14 protein-coding genes are annotated in these 18,621 nt (G+C 47.7%); 12 read left to right on the top strand and 2 right to left on the bottom strand.

Going from position 1 to position 18,621, the window contains the following annotated elements; genetic code table 11:
• Positions 1 to 307: 307 nt before the first annotated feature.
• Positions 308 to 5,371 carry an S-layer homology domain-containing protein gene (locus AC50YO_RS08350; protein WP_494845862.1) on the top strand — a complete coding sequence of 1,688 codons (5,064 nt, stop codon included), beginning with the start codon at positions 308 to 310 and terminating at the stop codon, positions 5,369 to 5,371.
• Positions 5,372 to 5,506: 135 nt separating this feature from the next.
• Complete coding sequence (gene cdaS, locus AC50YO_RS08345; RefSeq protein ID WP_494845856.1) at positions 5,507 to 6,112, top strand: sporulation-specific diadenylate cyclase CdaS; 606 nt, start codon at positions 5,507 to 5,509, stop codon at positions 6,110 to 6,112.
• 62 nt (positions 6,113 to 6,174) lie between these two features.
• Here the strand turns inward: cdaS and AC50YO_RS08340 are convergent, their stop codons facing one another.
• Positions 6,175 to 7,296 carry an ABC transporter permease gene (locus AC50YO_RS08340; RefSeq protein WP_494845850.1) on the bottom strand — a complete coding sequence of 374 codons (1,122 nt, stop codon included), beginning with the start codon at positions 7,294 to 7,296 and terminating at the stop codon, positions 6,175 to 6,177.
• A gap of 1 nt (position 7,297) precedes the next feature.
• The gene (locus AC50YO_RS08335; RefSeq protein ID WP_494845848.1) at positions 7,298 to 8,227 is read right to left on the bottom strand and encodes an ABC transporter ATP-binding protein; all 930 of its coding nucleotides are present in this window, start codon (positions 8,225 to 8,227) and stop codon (positions 7,298 to 7,300) included.
• Between the two features lie 632 nt (positions 8,228 to 8,859).
• On the opposite strand from AC50YO_RS08335, the gene AC50YO_RS08330 reads away from it, so the two are divergent.
• From AC50YO_RS08330 to thrC, 10 genes are all read left to right on the top strand, one after another.
• Positions 8,860 to 9,288 carry an SRPBCC family protein gene (locus AC50YO_RS08330; protein ID WP_494846428.1) on the top strand — a complete coding sequence of 143 codons (429 nt, stop codon included), beginning with the start codon at positions 8,860 to 8,862 and terminating at the stop codon, positions 9,286 to 9,288.
• Positions 9,272 to 9,640, top strand: a complete 369-nt coding sequence (locus AC50YO_RS08325) for an ArsR/SmtB family transcription factor (RefSeq protein WP_494845844.1) — start codon at positions 9,272 to 9,274, stop codon at positions 9,638 to 9,640. The genes AC50YO_RS08330 and AC50YO_RS08325 overlap by 17 nt, the downstream gene beginning before the upstream one ends.
• 204 nt (positions 9,641 to 9,844) lie before the next feature.
• Positions 9,845 to 10,918, top strand: a complete 1,074-nt coding sequence (gene murG / locus AC50YO_RS08320; protein WP_494845842.1) for an undecaprenyldiphospho-muramoylpentapeptide beta-N-acetylglucosaminyltransferase — start codon at positions 9,845 to 9,847, stop codon at positions 10,916 to 10,918.
• An 882-nt stretch (positions 10,919 to 11,800) separates the two neighbouring features.
• Positions 11,801 to 12,298 carry a DUF3221 domain-containing protein gene (locus tag AC50YO_RS08315; protein ID WP_494845840.1) on the top strand — a complete coding sequence of 166 codons (498 nt, stop codon included), beginning with the start codon at positions 11,801 to 11,803 and terminating at the stop codon, positions 12,296 to 12,298.
• Positions 12,299 to 12,500: 202 nt separating this feature from the next.
• Positions 12,501 to 13,217 carry a response regulator transcription factor gene (locus AC50YO_RS08310; RefSeq protein ID WP_494845837.1) on the top strand — a complete coding sequence of 239 codons (717 nt, stop codon included), beginning with the start codon at positions 12,501 to 12,503 and terminating at the stop codon, positions 13,215 to 13,217.
• A gap of 25 nt (positions 13,218 to 13,242) precedes the next feature.
• Positions 13,243 to 14,235 (top strand): sensor histidine kinase, encoded by a 993-nt coding sequence (locus AC50YO_RS08305; protein WP_494845835.1) that lies wholly within the window; start codon positions 13,243 to 13,245, stop codon positions 14,233 to 14,235.
• A 69-nt stretch (positions 14,236 to 14,304) separates the two neighbouring features.
• Complete coding sequence (locus AC50YO_RS08300) at positions 14,305 to 15,225, top strand: ABC transporter ATP-binding protein (RefSeq protein WP_494845833.1); 921 nt, start codon at positions 14,305 to 14,307, stop codon at positions 15,223 to 15,225.
• Positions 15,218 to 15,952 carry an ABC transporter permease gene (locus AC50YO_RS08295; protein ID WP_494845830.1) on the top strand — a complete coding sequence of 245 codons (735 nt, stop codon included), beginning with the start codon at positions 15,218 to 15,220 and terminating at the stop codon, positions 15,950 to 15,952. Before AC50YO_RS08300 ends, AC50YO_RS08295 begins: the two co-directional genes overlap by 8 nt.
• A complete protein-coding gene (locus AC50YO_RS08290; protein ID WP_494845828.1) occupies positions 15,952 to 16,794 on the top strand; it encodes an undecaprenyl-diphosphate phosphatase in 843 nt (280 codons plus the stop codon). Before AC50YO_RS08295 ends, AC50YO_RS08290 begins: the two co-directional genes overlap by 1 nt.
• A gap of 340 nt (positions 16,795 to 17,134) precedes the next feature.
• The gene (thrC, locus tag AC50YO_RS08285) at positions 17,135 to 18,529 is read left to right on the top strand and encodes a threonine synthase (protein ID WP_494845826.1); all 1,395 of its coding nucleotides are present in this window, start codon (positions 17,135 to 17,137) and stop codon (positions 18,527 to 18,529) included.
• The last annotated feature ends 92 nt before the right edge of the window (positions 18,530 to 18,621 follow it).

Below are 18,621 nucleotides of genomic sequence, written 5' to 3'. Positions count from 1 at the left end.
AATATGTGAGGATAGCCTCACTGAATAGTGAGGGAATTGCCGCTCGGAGTGGATGATTCGTCGATAGAGTAACTGTTTGTTGAATGGGTTAGTTCATCGTCACCTATTGAGGGACTGTAGAGATTATGAGTTAGGTATATGACTGATGGACGGATTCCCGAGAAAGCCTGGACCGTCTGTTTTTGCAATAAGGGTCTCAAAAACGCGGATTTACAATATCTTCACGTCGAGTTAATGGAACGCGCATACTAAGGGTATAGACTTCTATCTTGTTACTTAACTAGAGCTAACAGAAGAGGTGTACACGATGAAAAGAAGAAAAAAACAGATGATTGCATGGCTGTTGATCAGCAGCTTGCTGTTAGGATTAGTTCCTACGGCAGTCCCTGTTGCAGTAGCAGCGAGTCCTTATCCAAGCCTGCTTATTACTGAGCTTGTGCCAGACAGCGCTAATGTGGGGGGCTCAGATGCCTATGAATTTGTTGAGGTGTATAACAACACGGCATCCGAGATTGATTTCAAAGACTATGGCATTTACTACTTGAACAATAAAGTATATACACCATGGCCGATATCATCGGCAGGGGATATTCGAATTCCTGCGGGCAAAGCCATTGTATTATGGGTCATGAACGGACCGAATAATGACTTAATCGCAGATAAATTTAACACCAATTATGGGACAAGCCTGGTTGAAAATACAGATCTATTCCGCTTTGCAGTAAGCGGAGGGATGGCGAATGGAGGCCCGCGGTCTCTAGCGATTAAAGACAGCAGCGGGACGATTATCTCTCAGGCGAGCTATCAGAATGATGATCAGACGCAGGAGAACAAAGGGATTTTCTACAAAATCGCTCCAGCCGGAGCAGTAGAAATGCTAATGATGGATGGAGTGGGAACGCAGCCCGCTACCCCTGGCAGTGTGCTGCCCGAGCAGGTGACGCCTCCCGTAACTAACGCAGCGCCAGTCATTAATCACAGCCCGGCTGCTTCAGCAAGCGTATTAAGTGATCTGGCTATTGCCGCCTCCATCACGAACGAAGAGAGCCAGAACGGCGGGAATGACCCGGTCGTTGCTACGGTTTTTTATAAATCGGCTTCTCAGCAATTTTTCACAGCAGCGAGCATGAGTGCTGGCGCTGGAATGACTGATTATCAAGGAATCATCTCCAAAGCGGCGATGGTAGAGCCAGAGCTGAACTACTATATTCAAGTGAAGGATCAGGCGAATACGGTAACGACTTCAACCTATACGGTTGCAGTGGATGGATTGCCTAGCTTCGATCCGGCGAATGTTCCGCCCCTGCTCGTGACAGAGCTGCTGCCGAATAGCTCGAATGTGGGGAAATCAGATGGGTATGAATTTATAGAGGTCTATAACAATACGACGGCGGAAGTGAATTTCAGCAATTATAAAATCTTCTACCGATATCCGGATTCTGGTACGGATGCGGATGTAATCTGGCCGACGGATCAGGAGGATATCCGCATCCCGGCACAGGGCTCTATCGTATTCTGGATCATTAATAGCGAGAATACAGATCGGACCGTTGCGGACTTCAATGCTGCATTCGGCACGGCGCTGGTAGAGAATAAAGACATCGTAAAAATGTACAGTGACGGCATGGCGAATGGGAGCCGCAGAGGCGTCGTCATTGGAACGAATACACATAGGGAAATAGCGTCGGCCTATTATGATGGCTCGATTGCAGGCGAGACAGCAGAGAACAAGGGCATTTATTATAAATATCCTGTTAATGGTACGACAACTTCAATTAAATACAGCGTGGGAGCAAAAGCCCCGTCCCCAGGTAGCATAGAGCCGGATCAAGTTCCTCTGCAGCCAATAGAGGTGAAGGAGGATATGATCCCTCCAACTGTAACGGATGTAACGGGAACGGTTGAGATTGCACAGTCAGATAATCTTGAGCTGATTGTAGATGCAAAGGATGATCAAGGAATCCAATCGGTTGCCGTCTATTTCAAGTCTAATCTGGATGATGGCTACACCAAGCATTATTTATACCAGGATTACAACGATACGATGTACCATTACACGGTGGCAGCTCCTAACTTAATTGCGAAGTCGTATATTGAATATTATTTTGAAGCATCGGATGGAGCGCATACGATTAAGTCCCCTGTGAAGCGTGTGGCTGTGACAGGAGGCCCAGATCGTTCTCCTCTGCGTCTGAACGTGAAGAATGGCGATCTTGTCTCTGGAACATACGTGCTGAAGGGTACGGCGGAGAATGCGGGAGCGGATGCTCTGGAGCTAATGGTGGACGGTACTCCTGCTGACCATACGTACCGCGCGCTGGAGCAGGACGCATCCTTTGCCTTCGAGGCAGCAGAGGTGAACTATTATTTCAAGAATGCGGTTACGATTGGAGAAGAGATTCTATATACGTTCATGGACCCAATCAATAGCTATGAGACGCTGAGCTATCCGATTGATAGCGCACGACTCAAGGAAGGCGAGAATGGCATTGCTATTCGGGCAGGTACGAAGACGGGACCATTCGATGATCGCCCTGAGGAGAACCGGGATGATTTTCAGGTAAGGAATGTTCGTCTCGTGTTGAGCGATGGCACAACGATCTATGATCCGGCCTACGCTGATCGGAACAAGGACATTAAGATCGGTGATTCTTCGGCAAGCAAGCCAAGATTCGTAGAATTCAAATTCCCGATAACAGCGGATAAAATGCATGCGAAAGCAAGCGACTGGAATACGAAGGCTGTCGAGGATGGTGTTCATACGATAGCTGTGAAGCATGGCGCCAGCGAGGTATCAGCGAAGGTGACCGTGGATAATACTCCTCCTTCTATTCAAGCTAGTGTGGAAGATGGGCAAATCTATCGCGGTGCATTCAAGCTGGAAGCAGATGTAACAGATAAGCTGGCTGGTGTGGCATCGGTGAACGCGAAGCTTGATGGGGCCCCTATCGAATTGCCGTATGCGACAGCATCAGGCAAGCTTGCTGCAGGTGAGCATGAGCTCTTCATTCAAGCGACGGACAAAGCTGGCAATCAGTCGGAGAAGACCATTCGCTTCCAAGTGCCGAATGAGAACCCGGATAAGCCGCAATTGGTAGCGCCGCTTCAAGGCTCGACTATGGCTGGCAGCAGCGTTAATCTGTCAGTCAAGGCGTCTGATCCGACAGGCGACGTGATGAAATTACTGTTCATGAAGGGCTTCAATTACGATGCAGCTGCCAAGAGCGGGTTTGTTGCCTTTAAAGGCGCATCGGAGATTGAGCCTCCTAAGCAAATCGTTCCGGAAGGCGATCAAGCGATGGATTCCTCCGATTACAGCAAAATCAGCAGCGTAGATGGCGATTATCTCGTGAGTGATTCGGTGGATCGCTTCCCGTATCATCGCTTCGAGATCAAGCTGGACAAGAGTGTTAAAGCAACGGACCGTGTCGATATTCAGTGGCAGGGCAAATCGTTGGAGGGGCGCAAGGTTAGCTTATACGCTTGGAGTCCGAAGGAAAACCGCTGGATGCTGCTCGATTACAAAGTAGCGGGAGTGGAAGACTTCAATCTTGGGTCTACTGTCAACGCTGGCCTTTACAATGATAACGGTATTATTCAGGTCATGGTACAGGACGAATTGCCAGTGAAGCAGGACCCTTATGATTTCTCCTTTATCTGGATGTCCGATACGCAATATTATTCTGAGAGCTATCCGGAAATTTATCAGAAAAATGTAGAGTGGATTGTCGAGCAGCAGGATGCGATGAACATTAAGTATGTGATTCATACTGGAGATATCGTTGATGATGCCGATCAGGATTATCAATGGCAGAACGCCAATAAAAGCATGAAGGTGCTGGATGATTCCAAGATTCCTTACGGCGTGCTTGCAGGCAATCATGATGTGTCCCATCAGACAGGAGACTATTCCTACTATTGGAAGCACTATGGCGAGGACCGCTTCAAAAACCAGCCGACCTATGGAGGCTCTTATCAGAACAATAGAGGTCACTATGACCTGATTTCCGCAGGCGGTGTTGATTTTATCATCGTATATATGGGCTGGAACATCGGAGATGAGCAGATCGATTGGATAAATCAGGTTGTGCAGGATCACCCTGACCGAAAGGCGATTCTGGCTTTTCACGAGTACATGCTCGTATCGAATAACCGTGCTCCAATCGCAGACAAAATTTATGAGAAGGTTGTTGTGCCAAACAAAAACGTATTTGCGACGCTGTCTGGGCATTATCATGATGCAGAGACATTGGTCGACGAGATTGACGATGATGGAGACGGCAAGCCTGATCGCAAGGTCTATCAGATGCTGGCCGACTATCAAGGTGCTGAGCAAGGCGGATTAGGCTATATCCGATTAATGCAATTCGACTTACAGAACAATAAGGTGCATATGAAGACTTATTCTCCTTATCTGGATGATTACAACTATTACGATCCAATCAAAGAGCCAGGCAAAGATGAATTTGATATGGACGTCGATTTAACTCAAATGGAAAAGCGGGTCGCAACAGATTACTTCGCTGTGAAAGTGTACACCGATCAAACGATCGGTCAAGCTGCTAACGTAGCCAGTGGAAGTGTTGCAACAGCTGTATGGAATGGATTGTCCGCTGACCAATATTACCAATGGTATGTTATTGCTGAAGATGCGAATAGCGGTTCCACGCTGTCGGATATTTGGGGCTTTGCAACAGGAGATATCCCATCTGGCGGAGGCAACGGAGGCAATGGCGGCGGAACGGGCGGCAATGGCGGAAACGGAGGTACTGGTGGAAACGGCGGTACTGGCGGCAACGGGAATGGTGGAAATGGCGGAGGCACGGAAGAGAAGCCTTCGTTCAAAGATACGAAATCCCATTGGGCCGAGACCTATATCGCAAAGCTAGCTGACAACAAGATTATTACAGGATATCCAAACGGAGAGTTCAAGCCGAATAATCGGATGAGCAGAGCAGAGTATGTGGCGGTTATTTATCGCTTGCTGGGATTGAAGCCTACGGCTGGCATAGCGCCTTCCTTCACCGATATTGGGGATAACGCTTGGTATAAGGAATACGTAAGTGAGCTAATGAAGGCCGGCATCGTGAATGGCTTCACGGATGGAACCTTCAAGCCGAATCAGCACATGACAAGGGAAGAGGCGTTCGTTATGTTGTACCGGGCAATGAAGGGACAGCTGCCAGAAGCTCCATCAGACCAGAAGCCAACCTTTACGGATGGCAGCCAGATTGCTGGCTGGGCACAAGAGGCAGCCGCGGCGCTAGTCCAAGCTGGTATAATTGAAGGCTACGAGGATGGCACCTTGCGTCCGAAGGCTACGATCACCCGAGCAGAAATTGCGAAGATAGCTGCTTATTTTGTAAAGTAATCAATAAAAAAGATGGACGCGATGCTTTCCTTTTCGAGGGAGAGCGGTCGCGTCTTTTTTTAAGGGAGAGGAGGGCTAGATGAGAAATAATGGGGCAACCTACTAAGCGAATAATGAAGGTAAGGCGGCGAAGTGATGGAGCAGAACAATTGTGATTTTTCCCCTCTTCGGGAGGAGCTAAAGGTTGAGATTAAGGGGATCATGCAGAGGATTGAGTTGATGGCTAGTAAGTTAGAAGAGGATAGCTACTGCTTGCTGAATGATTTCGAGGAAGTAAAGAGTAAGCTTATGGAGACAGAGTCGCTGGCAGCGGCTTATTATTTAAGATGTTTTCTTTCTTCCTATACGAATAAGTACTCAGAGCTCTCCATGTCGATCCGGCATTTGTCCAAACGCAGGCACGGGGCACTGTTGGTTGTCCAGCGGAAAGACTCTATTCTTCCGTACATTACACAAGGGGTTCGTCTTGATGCTGAGCTTACGCACTCACTGCTGGAGACGATCTTTGTTCCGGGAGGACCGCTGCATGATGGGGCTGTATTCGTTCACGCAGACAAAATTGTATCGGCTGGCAATGTGCTGCCGCTTGCCGTTATGGAGACAGGGGAACGGAAGCTAGGCACAAGGCACCGAGCAGCTCTTGGGCTAACGGAACAATGTGATGCTGTTGTTCTTGTTGTATCGGAGGAGACAGGACAATCTTCGTTCAGCGTCGGAGGCATGCTCTATCCATTCACTTAGAATTAGCAGCACACCTGCCTGCACTGACGGATTATATAACTGAGTTAAGCATCGTGTAGAGCTTATCTAGTTGAGGCAATCGATTTTGCTTTATAGATTTGGGAAGCAACTAGGAAGGAAGCAATGCCCCATAATACCATGATCCCGATTCCGATCCAGAAGCTGCTGGATGTAATGCCTGAGGCATAAATTAATCCATCGCGCATGCCGTCTACGAAATAGGTTAACGGCAGCATCTGTGTAACAGGCTGCAGCCACTCTGGGAGTGATTCCAACGGGAAGAAGACACCGCTTAGAAACATCATCAGCATACTCGTAATATTGGCTACGCCCATGTAAGCCTCCAGGGATTTGCTGAAGGATGAGAATAAGTAGCCCATGGCGTTGAACACCAGCACGCCAGCGAAGAAGGCAATGACCAGACTGAATACATTGATATGCAGATTCGCACCAAATCCAAGCACGCCGATTAGCGATAGCAGCACGATCTGAATAATGCCAAGCATAAGCCTTACTAGCATGCCAGCTAATCCGAACATGCCAATGCTCGCAGGAGTCATGCGCAGACGCTTCATTAATCCCTTCCTTCGCATTTCAACCAGATCGACCATGCCGAACAGTCCACCCTGTGCAACAGAGAGCCCAATCATGCCGGTTAAGAGAAAATCCTGATAATTGAGGTCGGCAGCCCCAGAGGACACCGATTGCTGCGTTAGGCTGTACACGGGTACAGCTCCAGCGGCTGCCAGATTAGCCTGTTGAATGAATTTGTCCAATAGGCCGGATATAGCTTGTGTGGTCGCATTAAATTCCTTCTCTGTATTCACGATTAGCTGGATAGAAGAGGAATCAGCGGTGGCGGGCAATATAAGGAGGGCATCAACATCTTCCGCCTTGACCCAGTCTATGCCTTCCTCCTTGCTATTTGGCATATCTTCTGTGAACTCAAGGGAAGTGATTTGCTTCAACTGCTCCAGCAGCATACTCGAAGTCGTATTCGGCTGAGAGTCAACTACGGCAATTTTGGCTGCAAAGCTGCTTCCTGAACCGCCGCCGAAAATAACCATAAACAGAACCATGAGAATAATAGGGAAGAAAATATTCCAAAACCACGTTTGCTTGTCGCGGAACATCGTTTTGAGCTGCGCGGAGAACATTGCAGAGAGCTGCTTAGCATTATTCATGTTAATCCCTCCATTCTTTGCCCGTGAAGGCAATGAAGACGTCTTCGAGGCTCATCTCACGAATGGAGATTTGTTCTAAGCGATAGCCTCTATCCTTCGTAAAGCCGAATAATTCATATAGCGTATCCTCAGGATGTGTCGTCCAGAGCTGTAGTGAGGCGCCTTCGCGCTCTACTCTCCTGACAGCAGGCTGGAGACAGGCCATTTGCTCAATAGTAGCTGCCGCAGCTTCTCCATCCATTAGAGTGAGACGGACTTCACGCTCCTTAGTCAGCTTATCAATTAGAGCTGCCGGGGTATCGAGTGTGACGATTGTCCCCTGATCGACGATGCATACACGGTCACTGAGCTTCTCAGCTTCTTCCATGTAATGGGTTGTAAGTATGGTGGTCTTGCCTAGTTCCTTCAGCCTGAGAATGATGTCCCAGACGTTGCGCCTTGCTTGTGGATCAAGGCCTGTAGTCGGTTCATCCAGAAAAATAATCGAGGGATCATTAATCATCGCTAGTCCGATAGCAAGCCGCTGCTTTTGTCCGCCCGACAGCTTTCGCACTTGCTTGTTGCGCTGATCGCTCAAGCTGATCATGTCCAATACTTCTTGTACAGGACGTGTACGGGGATAGAAGGTAGCGAATAGAGCGAGGTTCTCCTCCACCGTCAGCAGATCAAACAGGGCACTGGATTGCGGCTGCACGCCAATAGATACTTTAATCTGGGCGTTATGGCTTGACCAATTGAGCTCACCGAAGGCAATATGTCCAGCATCAGGCGTTACAAGCCCTTCGATCATCTCGAGTGTCGTTGTCTTGCCGGCACCGTTCGGGCCAATAATAGTGAATACTTCACCAGCTTCTACTGCGAAGCTGATATCTGCTACAGCGTTGACAGGACCGAATGACTTCTTCAAATTCGTGACTTCCAATACGGGCATATTAGTTCCCCCATCTTATTTCGTAATCAGTCTGCTTCTCATTGTAAGATAGATACAGGCATGGTTAGAACCGTCTCCAGCAGGCTATGGCATCGGTCTGTAGGAGGAGAAGGCTTATAATTAGATAGGATCATTCAAGCTGAGTGGGAAAATGTTGCATTGACATGAAACCAAATGGTTTCCTATAATGAGTGAGCGCCATAAAATGAATGTCTAGCTCTCGGAGGAATGAATAGATGAATAATGAGCTGTTGAAAAAATTGCGATACAAAGAAGGCCAAGCCGTGATTATCAATGCTCCAGAGGGGTATATTCTGGGTGTTGAAGGAAGCAGCGAAAGTGAGGGAGGTAGCGACTTCGTCCAATTATTCGTCAGCAGCACGACAGAGCTGAATGAGAAGCTTGGACAGGCGATCCTGCTGTTGAAGGAGGATGCGGTATTCTGGATTACGTATCCGAAGCAGAGCTCGAAGGTGAAAACGGATATTAACCGGGATGTACTGGCAGGCATCGTCATGGACACTACGGCATACAGACCCGTCAGCAATGTGTCGATTGATGCGACATGGTCAGCCTTGCGTTTCCGTCTGAAGGATAAAGTGAAGACTAAGGCAGATTCGGGGGTTGGGAAGATGAGCGAGCATGCAGAGACTTTGCCTGATATTCGTCAAACGCTGGAGCTGAATGCGCCCATTCAGAAAGTATGGAGTGCCGTGGCGACATCAGATGGTATTGCGGCGTGGTTTATGCCGAATAATTTTCAGCCGGAGCTTGGCTATGAGTTCCATCTGGAAGCCGGACCGTTCGGGCAATCCTTATGTAAGGTAACGGAGCTTGATCCTCCCTACCGGTTATCCTTCAATTGGGACAAGGATTGGACGATCACCTTCGAATTGAAGGAGCTGGGTGAGGGCAAGACAGAATTCACCCTTATTCATGGGGGCTGGGATGCAGATAAGGCAACAGCATTTGGCGAGAAGCATTCCATTGTTCGCGATAGAATGGCTGGGGGCTGGATCAAGCTGGTGCAGTCGCTCGGGACTTATGTCGATGCCCAGTAAAGCCGTATCGGAATCCGAGCCGAAGTATGACGTGTTCCAAGCGATAGCGGATCCCACGAGACGAAGCCTGCTTCAGCTGCTAGTGGATCAGGAAATGCCGGTGAATGTGATAAGCGGACATTATCCGATGAGCCGAACAGCGGTATCCAAGCATTTGCGTGTGCTTGCGGAAGCGGGACTCGTCAAGGAACGCAAGGTTGGGCGGGAGACACGCTATCGGCTCGACCCTGAACCGCTGCGAGAGCTAAAGCGCTGGCTCGCCTATTATGAAAGGTTCTGGGAGAATAAGCTGAGCGCACTGCAGCGCTTTGTGGAGAACGACGAGGAACACACTGACTCACAGCTAGATTAAGCAGAGGCAAGGAAGCTAAGCTGGTTGCTTCATACAGTTACTTCCAGCTCATATAGCAGGTGATTAGAGCGCTATTTTGGCGCTTTTTTCCATGTCATTCTCTGCCTTCAAGGAAAGTTTCCTTTGATACTGGCAATTCCCATCCTTGCTGGCATACAATAGACGGGGTAGCTAGCGAGAGTGACGGATTAAGGAGTGATTTCTATGCGTAAAATCATGTTTACAGGCGGCGGATCGGCAGGGCACGTAACTGTGAATCTGGCTTTGATTCCTCATTTTTTGGAAGAGGGCTGGTCCGTTGATTACATAGGTTCGGAGAATGGCATTGAGCGGCAGCTGATCGCACCGCTGGCTAATGTAAAGTATCATAGCATTGCAACAGGCAAGCTTAGAAGATATTTGGATTGGCAAAATGTAAAGGACCCGTTCAAGGTGGTGAAAGGTGCTTTTCAGGCTTATCGCTTGATTAAGAAGCAGAAGCCCGATGTTCTATTCTCCAAAGGAGGATTCGTATCCGTGCCTGTTGTAATTGGAGCATGGCTGAACAAAGTACCTGTCCTTATCCATGAGTCGGATTTAACACCAGGCTTGGCGAATCGGATTGCGATTCCGTTCGTCTCAGGTGTGTGCACGACCTTCCCCGAGACCGAGAAGCATTTGCCTGCGGGCAAGGCTCATTATGTCGGAGCGGTCATCCGCGATCAATTAAAGCAGGGGAATGCCGCACGCGGAAGAGCATTATGCGCTTACTCCTCAACCAAGCCAATTCTGCTCATTATGGGCGGCAGCCTTGGCGCACGCAAAATTAACCAAACAATAAGGGAAGCGCTCCATAAGCTGACAGAACAATTCCAAATTGTGCATTTGTGCGGCAAAGGGCAGGTTGAGCCTATCCTTGAATCACAGCGCTATAAGCAATTTGAATATGTGAATGAGGAGCTGCCTGATCTGCTCGCTATGGCGGATGTTATCGTTTCTCGAGCAGGCTCCAACTCGATTTTCGAGTTCCTTTATCTTCGCAAGCCGATGCTGCTTATTCCGCTTACCAAGGAGCAGAGCCGGGGGGATCAGCTGCTGAATGCCCGTTCGTTCGAGGAAGCGGGTTACTGTGAAGTACTCTATGAGGAGCAGATGACAGCCGATACACTGCAAAATAGAGTGTCTGAGCTGTATCAGCATCGAGAGCAATATATTCGCAATATGAGTCAAGAAAAAGGCACAGATACCTTGAACCAGCTCATCGAGCTCATCAAGGGCACAGCCCAAAAGAAGAAATAAGCATGGAAGATAACTGTCGAGATGATTCTCGGCAGTTATTTTTTGCTTTTGTGCAAAAGATGCTGCAACGCTTCAAATGGAATATAATGTTTTCTAGTAGGGTGTTCTCAGATGGTCTGATTGCCCTGCTGAGCTTTCAATAAGCTGTATGCTTTGCTGTGCTTTACGTACTGCACTAACTTTATTGCACAAACTGAACTAACTCTACTGCACAAACTGTACTGCACTAACTGTACTGCACTAACTGTACTGCACTAACTGTACTGCACTAACTGTACTTCGCTTCGAGTTGTAACGATCATTGTTTTGTATGTTACAGCGTTGTGCTGGTGCGGCGTACATTATTTGTCTGGAGATAGTCTTGATTGTTGTATCATCATTTTTCAATATTGCGGAACCGGGTTCCGTTAATTGTTCTGAATTCCTCTCCAGCTTACAAATAACGAACCTGCAGTCCGTTATTTTACGTAAATATAGATATTAGACGCTGTTTGCTCGCGATAGCGGAACGGTGTTCCGCTATTTGATGCTGTGGAGCTGAATAGGAAGAAATTACGGAACCGCGTTCCGTTAAGCTTAAGCTGAAAAGAACATTGCTGATCGGTGCGTATAGACGTCTAAGCTCGACATGCATCGAATAAAAGGGGCAATTCGATCTCTTTATAGTCAACTCTTCAGAACGGCAAGTTGCTACTGTTAATGAGAATGCAGATTGGACTTACCTGTTGCAGTGGAAGGAGAATATGATGCATTCAGAGAGGGATTTGGATACAGCCGGAGGAGAGAGTCTGGTACATCGGGAGGCAGATCTGCATCCAATCTGAGGGGAATCCGATGCATCCCGAGAAGGGATTTCACAAGGTTAAAGGGGGTTGGAGGAGCTTGAGAATTATCGTATTAGTTGTTCTCGCCATTATGCTTGCTGGATGCGGAAACGGTAACGATAACGTAAGTAAAGATAATGTGAGTCAAGATGTCGGCTTGTCTGGCTATGTCGTCAAAAAAGACGTCGGGAAAGTTCTAGTGGTCTCCGTAAGCTCAACAGGCAATAACCATTACGAGGCAGTGTGGGTAAACACATCTGAAAACTTATCTTTGGGCCAAATGGTAGAGGTGTTTTTTGAGGGGGATGAGCTAGCAGCGTCCTATCCTGCACAAGGTCTTGCGGAAAGGATTAACAAAATTGCGATTGAGACGAAGGGGAATCCACGGCGTACTGGGGAAGAGGTGCTCATGGAAGCGCTGATCCAGAAAAAAGACTGGGGTATACCTATAATTAAAGAATTGAAATATGTTCCTCAATATCAAAGATGGTACGTTCTTATGTTAGATGATGCAGAGGCAACAAAAGAGGAGCAGCAGCTATTTATTGAGGATTAATTGGGGGTGCGGGATATAATCCTGCGCCCTTATTTTATTAGGGTTAAATGTTCTTCTAACTAATAGTTTAAAACATAAATCTTCTTATACACTTCCTGCGTTCTAACGATAGGAGAAAACAGCCTTGTTGATGAAAAGCGATCGTCATGATACCCTGATTTTGTAAGTCGACTGACAGAATGATATAAAAGCAGGTGGAGCTATGCAAGATATTCGGATATTAATTGCCGATGATGATAAAGAAATTAGAGATCTCGTGAAGCTTTATTTGGAAAGAGAGCAATATCGTGTAGACGTAGCGATCCATGGTGAGGAAGCGCTGCGCCTATTCGAGCAATACAAATACAACCTCGTACTGCTGGATTTGATGATGCCCAAGATAGATGGGATAGAGGTGTGCAGGAGGCTTCGTGAGAAGTCGAATATTCCGATTCTGATGCTGACAGCCAAGGATCAGGAGCTGGACAAACTGCTGGGGCTGAGTATAGGGGCAGATGATTACATGACGAAGCCCTTCAGCATCCATGAGCTTATTGCCCGTATCAAGGCCCATCTGCGGCGATTTTTCGTGCTCGGCAGCGACAGCAGCCCTCATCAGGAGCAGGAGGGGGCGATTGCTTATAAAGGCCTGAAGATCGATTCTAAGACATTCAGAGTGCTCAAAAACGGAATAGAGATTCCGCTCACGGCAAGAGAATTCGAGCTGCTTTATTTTCTCGCGTCCAATCCGCAGCAGGTGTTCACGAAAACCCAAATCTCTCGTCAGGTATGGGGGAGCTCTTATGTCGAGGATGACAATACGATCATGGTGCATATCCGCAGGCTGAGGAAAAAAATTGAGGAGGATGCAGCCAATCCTCTTTTTATCCAGACTGTATGGGGTATTGGTTATCGGTTCGTAGGTGAAGCAGATGGGTAGGGGCAGCAGACTGTATTTCATTGCTATGCAAATAATTCTAATTGTTATTCTGTTCGTCTTAGACGCAGCTTCACGCCCCTTAACGTATGATCGAGGGGCTTTATTTGGCGTGCTGTTCCTTATTTCAGCGACGCTGCTGTGGCATCAATGGCGGGTTAGGGAAAGGACGACCGATATGCTCAGCCAATTGCAACGGGCTCTGGAGGGCAATTACAATACGAGACTATTGTCTAAGGATACCCCTTGTGCAGATGAGGTTATATTCTCCATTAATGAACTGATTGAACAGCTTAGCAAGGTTCAGGCTCAGAGCTTGAAATCCGATGGGGCGCGAAAACAGCTGTTATCCAATATATCTCATGATATTCGAACACCTCTAACCTCCATCATGGGCTACGTGGATGCGTTGAAGGATGATATGGCAGCTTCCCCAGAAGAAAAACGGGAGTATGTCGAGATTATAGCCCGCAAGAGCAGCGCCATGAAAGAGCTGATAGAACAACTATTCCAGATGGCGAAGCTGGATGCGGATGAAATCAGTTTGCAGCCAGAGACATTAGATTTGGCAGAATTAGTCCGGGAAGCGCTGATTGATTATTTGCCCGATATAAGCAAGGCGAATATAGAGCTGAGCATACAGGTGCCCGACTCCCTGTGTCTCGTTCAGGCCGATCGGTTAAGCCTGCTAAGGATTATTGGCAACATTATGAAGAATGCACTGCACTACGGACAGGAAGGCAGAATGATCGGAATCGAGCTTGCGGATAGGCCTGATGAGTATCACCTCCATATATGGGATCATGGTCCAGGGATAGCAGAGGAGGACATTCCCCATGTATTCGATCGGATGTATCGGGCAGATCGGGCGCGTGACAGCTCCGGCGGAGGAAGCGGCTTAGGCCTTGCTATTGCTAAGGCTTTAGTCGAGAAACAAGGCGGCTCTATCTGGGTGGAGAGCAGTCCGGGCCTCAAGACAAGCTTCGGAATTGCGATTAAGAAACCGTTAAGAAGTGGTTAAGAGGCATTTAAATTCGATCACCTATACTAGATAAAGAGCTGGTGAAGAAAGCCAGGCTGGAGGTGAAGGATGAGCACGGTTATTCAGACTACGAATTTAACTAAGCAGTATGGAACGCAAAAAGCAGTCGATCATCTGAATATGCAGGTGAAGCTAGGGCAGATATACGGGTTCTTAGGGAGGAATGGAGCAGGAAAGACGACGACGATTCGCATGCTGCTCGGATTGATTAAACCGACGGACGGACAGATCGAGCTGTTCGGCGAGAACGCCACCAAGCATCGCAAAGCCATTCTTCGCAGAGTGGGCTCGATTGTCGAGCATTCGGGGTTCTATGAGAATCTGACTGCCTATGAGAATCTGTTAATCAATGCCAGACTTATGGGCGTCCATAAGAAAAATGCAATTGAAGAGGCACTCGTTATCGTCGGCCTGCAGCAGGAAACGAAAAAGCTGGTCGGCCAATATTCCATGGGGATGAAGCAGCGTCTTGGCATTGCAAGAGCGATTCTGCATCATCCGGAGCTGCTTATATTAGATGAACCTACGAATGGACTAGATCCGATCGGCATTAAAGAAATGCGTAAGCTCATTAAGAAACTTGCCGAGGAACGGAAAATTACGATACTTATATCCAGTCACATTTTGTCTGAAGTAGAGCAGCTAGCTGACCATATCGGTATTATACATGGGGGGAAGCTGCTGGAGCAGGTGCCGCTTGAGGAGCTTCAGAGAAGAAATCGCAAATACTTGGAGTTCCAGGTGTCCAATGAAAGCAAGGCGGTAATGCTGCTAGAGCAGCATCATCAGATCACGGATTATGAGGTGCAAGAGGAAGGCCTTATTCGCATCTATTCGCATATCGGTCAGCAAGCTGTGCTGAACAAGTTATTCGTCGAGCATGCCGTTGATGTATCCAAGATTACGACAAGCGAGGATAGGCTGGAAGATTACTTCATCAAGCTGATAGGAGGTGGAGCAATTGGTTGATTTACTGTATGTGGAAGTGCTGAAGCTGAAGCGGGCGAAAATGTTTTTGGTCAGTGTTCTCGGGGCCGCCGCCGCTCCTCTGATGATCTTTATCGGCTATCTGGATATGAAGAGTAAAAATCCGTCCGCCGTAGTGACCTATAGTGAATTATTCTCGGAGACAAATTTATACACTCTTCTCTTGATAGGGACGCTGCTCTATGGCGTTATTACCGCCTATTTGTTTAATCGGGAATATGCCGAGGATACGTTGAAAAACTTATTGACCATACCTGTATCCAGAACCAGCCTCATGCTTAGCAAGCTGACGCTGTTATTCCTTTGGATAGCTGGGCTGACGCTTGTTGCTTGGGGCTTAACCTTTCTGCTCGGTATGGTGGGACAAGCGGAAGGTCTCAGCGCGGAAGTGTTGGTACAATCACTCAGGCAATTTCTTGTAGGAGGCAGCTTATTGTTCCTGTTGTCGACGCCGACGATCTTTGTCACCCTGCTGTTCAAAAATTATGTGCCGACAATTATTTTCACCGCTGTCATGACGATGGGGAATGTCGCGCTTGCGAATAAGGATTACAGCGCTTTGTTTCCTTGGTCGGCCGTTCATGTGATTGCCAACCATAGCTTTGTTCCTGCCTATCCGCCGTATCTCTCTTATCTGTCCATTCTGCTGACGGCAGTCATAGGCTTTGTGGCTGCCCTGAGTTACTTCAGCAAGGCGGACATTGACTGATGCCGATTGGAGAAGCTATTGTCGCCTTTATTCTAGGGATGGTGGAGGGCTTGACGGAATTCATGCCGGTATCCTCTACCGGTCATTTGATCCTCGCAGATGATTTTCTATTCCAGACGAAGGACAGGTTCACCCCTGAGCTCGCAATTATGTTCAAGATCGTCTTCCAGCTGGGCTCCATACTCGCCGTTGTCATTCTAATGCGGGATCGTTTCGTCCGCTTGCTTGGTATGGGCCGTATGAAGAATTCATCAACGTCTGGACCGCGATTGAGCCTGTTGCAGGTATTCCTAGGAATGCTGCCGGCCGGTGTTCTCTATTTGCTGCTAGATGATTATATCGACCGCTATTTATTTTCGGCGGAGACGGTAATTATTGGCCTCGTCGCAGGTTCAATCGTGATGCTTATCGCAGATTGGGCAAGGCCCCGTCGCTCCGTAACGGAGGATGTCGATCGCATTACGTATAAGCAAGCTTTGGTCGTTGGGCTATTTCAATGTTTATCTATGTGGCCTGGCTTTTCCCGTTCTGGCGCGACTATATCCGGTGGCGTGCTTACTGGAATGAGTCACCGGGTGGCCGCCGATTTCACTTTTATTATGGCCGTTCCCGTAATGGCAGGAATAAGCTTCATCTCGCTTTTGAAAAGCTGGGACGCCATCAATTCGGAAGTCATTCTGTTTCTTGCGGTAGGTTTTATGAGTGCGTTCCTATTCGCCTTTATCTCTATTCGTTTCTTCTTGAAGCTGATTAACCGGATCAAGCTTGTTCCTTTTGCTATCTATCGTCTTGTGCTGGCAGCCGTCATTTATGGTCTGCTTCAGCTGGGAGGGGCAGGTTAGCACAAATGTAAAAAAACTCAAGCTTCACTGAAATAGTGAGCTTGAGTTTTTTGCGTATTGCAGCAGAAAAGATTTATTTCGCAGTTACGCCGCCAACCACTAGCTTTTCAACCCCAGTAATGCAGGGTAATCAATCTGGACTGTGAGCGTCAGTTTGTTATAATGAAGAAAATAATGATCGATTACTTAAGGGCCTGATAGAGTGCTAGAAATACCTTTATTATAGTAGCGGTGAGCTAATCCAGCCAAAACCTTGCAAGAAAGAGTTCGAATTTCATACAAAACGTGGTATGATTCATACAACAAAAAACAGTGAATACGGACGTAGGAGGAAATGCAGATGGAATTTATTAGTACAAGAGGAAGTATAGGCAAGATCGGCTTTATAGATGCATTTTTAATGGGCTTGGCAAATGATGGCGGGCTTCTAGTCCCATACGAAATTCCGACCGTATCTGCAGCAAAGCTGAAGGAATGGCAGGAGCTGTCCTATCAAGAGCTGGTTCTAGAAATTTTCTCGCTTTATACCAATGATGAGATTCCATATGAGGACTTGAAAAAACTGGTCAATGACAGCTACGCTACATTCCGTCACCCGGAAGTAACACCTGTCCATAAGCTGGATGACAGCTTGTACCTGCTGGAGCTGTTCCATGGTCCGACCTTTGCCTTCAAAGATATTGCGCTGCAATTCATGGGCCAATTATATACGTATGTATCACAGAAACAGAATAAGACGATTCATATTCTCGGAGCTACCTCTGGCGATACGGGCGCTTCAGCTATCGAAGGCGTCAAAGGCAAAGAGGGAATTAAGATTTGTATTCTGCACCCGAATGGCAAAGTGAGCAAGGTGCAGGAGCTGCAAATGACGACGGTACAGGACAGCAATGTACTGAATCTATCGGTCGAAGGCAATTTCGATGATTGCCAGCGCATTATTAAAGATCTGTTCGCTGATCTGGATTTCAAATCGAGCAATCACCTCTGTGCGATCAACTCGATTAACTTCGTACGCATCATGGCTCAGACCGTTTATTATTTCTATGCTTACTTCCAAGTGGTGAAGCAGGCAGACGTGCAGCAAGTGAACTTCAGCGTGCCTACGGGCAACTTCGGTGATATTTTCGCGGGCTATTTGGCGAAGCGGATGGGCTTGCCAGTGAACAAGCTCATTCTTGCAACGAACGAGAATAACATCTTGGAGCGGTTTATTCAAGAAGGCGTCTATATGCCAGGCGATTTCCGCAGCACCTACAGCCCATCCATGGATATTCAGGTGGCAAGTAACTTTGAGCGCTACTTGTATTATGTACTGGGTGAAAACCCTGAGCAAATCCGTACGTTAATGGACAGCTTCAAGAAGGAGGGCGAAATTGTTATTTCGGCAGAAGCGCTCAGCCGCGTTCAAGCCGAATTCGCCGCTCATGGTGTCCAGGGGCAGGAATGCTTGGATACGATCACAGCTTATAAGTCGGAGGCCGACTATTTGCTCGATCCTCACTCTGCATGTGGCGTAGCCGCATCGAACAAATGCAGCGGAGAAGGGGAGATTACAGTATCTCTCGCTACTGCTCACCCGGCTAAGTTCGATGAAGCAATCAAGCTCTGCCACATTGAGCAGCCGTTCCCTGAGCAAATCACGGCATTGTTCGACAAGCCGCAGCGCCAGACGCTGGTTGATGGCAAGCAAGAGGATATTGTCCGCGAGCTCGTGAAGTTCTATAACGCATAATGAAGCAATCAGCTAAGAGCTGTTCTGAAGTGAACCAACCATTGGTTCGCTTGGGACAGCTCTTTTTTGGATTTATTTGATAAAAATTAGAA

This window comes from Paenibacillus sp. J22P59 (genome assembly GCF_059383895.1).
Note: the sequence above shows the minus strand (reverse complement) of the source record. Positions and strands in the feature narration are given on the sequence as shown.

Excerpts from the sequence above, each read along its gene's own strand:
- AC50YO_RS08305 (WP_494845835.1), top strand. The coding sequence starts at position 13,243 with ATGCAAATAATTCTAATTGTTATTCTGTTCGTCTTAGACGCAGCTTCA.
- AC50YO_RS08325 (WP_494845844.1), top strand. The coding sequence starts at position 9,272 with ATGTCGATGCCCAGTAAAGCCGTATCGGAATCCGAGCCGAAGTATGAC.
- AC50YO_RS08300 (WP_494845833.1), top strand. The coding sequence starts at position 14,305 with ATGAGCACGGTTATTCAGACTACGAATTTAACTAAGCAGTATGGAACG.
- thrC (WP_494845826.1), top strand. The coding sequence starts at position 17,135 with ATGGAATTTATTAGTACAAGAGGAAGTATAGGCAAGATCGGCTTTATA.
- AC50YO_RS08330 (WP_494846428.1), top strand. The coding sequence starts at position 8,860 with ATGAGCGAGCATGCAGAGACTTTGCCTGATATTCGTCAAACGCTGGAG.
- AC50YO_RS08335 (WP_494845848.1), bottom strand. The coding sequence starts at position 8,227 with ATGCCCGTATTGGAAGTCACGAATTTGAAGAAGTCATTCGGTCCTGTC.
- AC50YO_RS08340 (WP_494845850.1), bottom strand. The coding sequence starts at position 7,296 with ATGAATAATGCTAAGCAGCTCTCTGCAATGTTCTCCGCGCAGCTCAAA.
- AC50YO_RS08290 (WP_494845828.1), top strand. The coding sequence starts at position 15,952 with ATGCCGATTGGAGAAGCTATTGTCGCCTTTATTCTAGGGATGGTGGAG.
- murG (WP_494845842.1), top strand. The coding sequence starts at position 9,845 with ATGCGTAAAATCATGTTTACAGGCGGCGGATCGGCAGGGCACGTAACT.
- AC50YO_RS08310 (WP_494845837.1), top strand. The coding sequence starts at position 12,501 with ATGCAAGATATTCGGATATTAATTGCCGATGATGATAAAGAAATTAGA.
- AC50YO_RS08350 (WP_494845862.1), top strand. The coding sequence starts at position 308 with ATGAAAAGAAGAAAAAAACAGATGATTGCATGGCTGTTGATCAGCAGC.
- cdaS (WP_494845856.1), top strand. The coding sequence starts at position 5,507 with ATGGAGCAGAACAATTGTGATTTTTCCCCTCTTCGGGAGGAGCTAAAG.